The sequence below is a fragment of the Caldibacillus debilis DSM 16016 genome (assembly GCF_000383875.1).
GTDB classification, from domain to species: domain Bacteria; phylum Bacillota; class Bacilli; order Bacillales; family Caldibacillaceae; genus Caldibacillus; species Caldibacillus debilis.
Window position 1 is genome coordinate 1 of record NZ_KB912908.1, and the last position, 3,103, is coordinate 3,103.

General features: G+C 54.5%; 1 protein-coding gene. It reads left to right on the top strand.

Going from position 1 to position 3,103, the window contains the following annotated elements:
* The first annotated feature begins 191 nt into the window (after positions 1–191).
* On the top strand, positions 192–2,183 hold the full coding sequence (locus tag A3EQ_RS0114365) for a S9 family peptidase (protein WP_020155871.1): 1,992 nt from the start codon (positions 192–194) through the stop codon (positions 2,181–2,183).
* Positions 2,184–3,103: the final 920 nt, after the last annotated feature.

Here is a 3,103-nt window from a genome sequence, read left to right on the forward strand (position 1 = left end):
CCCCTGGGGGGGAACCAGCCCCCCCTCTATTCCAAATCTATTTCAGAGATACCCTATCTATCTTACATTACACAAAATTCTTGACGGTACCAAATTTTACGCCCGGCGCCTGAATTTATTGAAAAAACTTGCAGGAAAATTATTACGGAGGGCGAAATATTAAGTAGATTTTCCTTGGGAGGGTAAAGAAGATGGCAGATAAACGCAGAGTAAAACCGGAAGATCTGTATGAATTGCTTTCCGTCGGAAATCCCGTTTTTTCTCCGGACGGAAAAAGGGCCGCCTATGTGGTCACCGGGATCAGCGAGGAAAAAAATGATTATTATTCCAATATTTTTGTCCTTGATCCGGAAACGAAACAATCTTTTCAATGGACGCACGGAAAATGCCGCAACCATTCCCCGGCCTGGTCGCCCGACGGAACCCGGCTCGCCTTCGTTTCCAACCGGAACGGGGATCCGCAAATATATGTCATGAACACGGATGGAGGGGAGGCCAAGCAGGTCACCGATGCGGAGAAGGGGGCGGCCAACCCGGTCTGGTCGCCGGACGGCAAAAAAATGGCCTTTACGGTCCGCGTCAAACCGGGGGAAACCGTTTTGAAAAAGGGGAAGAAGGAGGAGAAGGAGGAAAAGAAGAGGCCGGAGCCCCTTGAAGTGGAGAAGATGAAATACAAATCCGACGCAAGGGGGCTATTTGACGGGAGGTACCAGCATATCGCCGTCCTGGACCTGGAAACGGAAGACGTCCGGCTGATCACGGAAGGGGAGAACAGTTTTTCCCCGCAAGGGTGGTCCCCCGACGGAAGATACTTTGCCTTTTCCGACATCATGCACGAGGGGGACGATCTTTCCTTCCACCAGGATATTTACCTCCTCGACTGGCATACCGGAAAGACGGAAAATATCACGAAGGGGCGGGGGATGTTCAATCAATGCGCCTGGTCGAAAAGCGGGCGGTATTTGGCCGTCGTCGGCCACGGACAGGAATTTAAAAATGCGACGTTGAACAAGATCTGGATTTACGATTTGCAGGAAGGGCGGTTCGATTGCCTGTCGGAAGGTTGGGACATCGCCGTCGGCGACTTTATGATCGGCGATTTTCTGCAGGGCGTCGCCGCTCCGCGACCGGTTTGGGACGAGGACGACCGGGGGTTATATTTTCTCGCCTCGCGGGAAGGGAACACCAACCTGTATTATTCCGATTTGAAGGGAAATTTGCGGCAATTGACGAAGGTGGAAGGGCATGTGTACGGCTTTTCCGTTTCCAAAGAGGGGAAGGCGATCGTTTCCGCCGCATTTCCCGTCAAGCCGGGCGAGTTGTATGAAGCGGATCTTGAACGGGGAAGCCTTGTCCCGTTAACGGCCGTGAACCGGTCTTTTTTGGAAAGGGTGGAACTTTCCGAGCCGGAAGAGATCCGGTTCGCCGGGGCGGAAGGGGAGACCGTCCAAGGCTGGCTGATGAAGCCGGCGGGCTTCCGGGAAGGGAACAAGTATCCCCTCATTTTAGAGATTCACGGCGGCCCCCATATGATGTACGGGAACACCTATTTCCACGAATTCCAGTGCCTGGCTTCCCAAGGGTTCGCCGTCCTCTACACCAATCCCCGCGGCAGCCACGGCTACGGCCAGAAGTTTGTCAATGCGGTGCGGGGGGATTACGGAGGGAATGATTACCGGGATTTGATGCTCGCCGTCGATTATGTCTTGAACCGTTTTTCCTTCATCGATGAGAACCGGCTCGGCGTAACGGGCGGGAGCTACGGCGGCTTCATGACCAACTGGATCGTCGGCCATACGAACCGTTTCAAGGCGGCGGTCACCCAACGGTCCATTTCCAATTGGATCAGTTTTTACGGGGTGAGCGATATCGGTTATTACTTCAATGAATTTCAGCATATGCTCGATCCGTCGGATTTTGAAGGATTGTGGAAAATTTCTCCCCTGGCTTACGTGGACCATATCGAGACGCCGCTATTGATCTTGCACAGCGAAAAGGACTACCGCTGCCCGATCGAGCAGGCGGAACAATTGTTCATCGCGCTGAAGCACCGGAAGAAACCGGTGAAATTCGTCCGTTTCCCCGAAGCGAACCACGAGCTGTCCCGGAGCGGAAAACCGAATTTGCGCATCCGCCGGCTGCATTATATCGCGGATTGGTTCAAACAATATTTGCTGCCGTAAAGCCGAAAGGATGGCCGGAATCTTTCGGGAAAGCTTTTGCGCCATCGCGGCCGGCCCGTGTTTGTCGAAAGGCGCGCGGCATCATGAGATTCCGAGGCGAAGCCGTTGCCGGCCGGCGTTTCCCGCCGCGGCAGCCGTCCGCAAAGCCCTCCGGTTCGTTCCGGAGGGTTTTTCGGCGGAAAAAGCCCCATCCGCCCACCCAAGCAAAGCCGGCGGCAAGGCTCGTCCGAGGGCGCAGGTAAGGGAGCGTTTGGGCTGATCGGGCAATAGGGCCGGCGACGTTCACCTTTCCTTTCGGCCGAGGACGTCCGGGGAGGAAGGAAACCGGCCCCGGCATTTCGCCGGGAGGCGAGCATCTCATGATGACCTTTGGCGAAATGCGAAGAAACTTCCTGCCGTTTCGCCGGCCAAACCGCCCGAGATTTTTGACGGGCTTTTCCGATCTTTCTTGGAAACCAATTCCCTTTTCACATAAATTGGCAATGAAAAAATGAATTTTCCCGCGCGAAGGACCGGACGATCGGGAAAGATAAGGAAAAGGATTTTCCCGCCCGGGCCCGCTGCGCCCCGTCCTTAAATTTCCGGACCGTGGCCGGAGCGGCCGGCGAGTTTTCCCGGATAAACCTCGGGAAAACCCGAAGGGAAACGGGCCTTCGCCAAGCTGTCCCAAGACGAAAGGGGGGGCAGGAGAACCAAACGGGCAAAGGGGACGGATAAACCTTATGGGTCGGTCGAGGTGCGGATTTCGGCGCATATTTCAGCTGGACAAGCATCCGGATAAACCTTATGACCTGGTCGAGTTTCCGTCCAAAGGTGATGAGAAAGGTATGTGTAAAATTTTTCTCGGTACAGGAACTATCCAGTAGGCAAAAAAAGAGAAGGCGTCCTACAATAGAGTTGTCCATCACAACACTTCCCAA

Excerpts from the sequence above, each read along its gene's own strand:
- A3EQ_RS0114365 (WP_020155871.1), top strand. The coding sequence starts at position 192 with ATGGCAGATAAACGCAGAGTAAAACCGGAAGATCTGTATGAATTGCTT.